The sequence below is a fragment of the Bradyrhizobium sp. TM233 genome (assembly GCF_036247965.1).
Lineage (GTDB): Bacteria > Pseudomonadota > Alphaproteobacteria > Rhizobiales > Xanthobacteraceae > Bradyrhizobium > Bradyrhizobium ottawaense.
Map to the genome: position 1 here is coordinate 1 of NZ_BTIG01000313.1, position 281 is coordinate 281.

Consider the following 281-nt stretch of genomic DNA (forward strand, 5'->3'; position numbering starts at 1 on the left):
TCTCGACTTCCCGTCCTTCTTCTTCACCAATAAGACTGGCGTTCCCCAAGGTGAAACGCTTGGTCGTATGAATCCCTTCCACAGAAGATCTTCGAGTTGGGACTTCAATTCCACTAGCTCCGCAGGTGCCATACGATATGGTGCAATCGAAATCGGCCCTGTTCCCGGTACGATGTCTATAGCAAACTCAATGTCGCGCACAGGCGGCAATCCAGGTACATCGCCAGGAAAAACATCCGTGAATTCATTCACCACTGGAATACTGCCAACTTCTGGGTTCC

General features: G+C 50.5%; 1 protein-coding gene. It reads right to left on the reverse strand.

Going from position 1 to position 281, the window contains the following annotated elements:
• Positions 1-281: hypothetical protein (locus AABA86_RS34380; RefSeq protein WP_338309910.1), on the reverse strand; the 281-nt coding region annotated here is incomplete at both ends.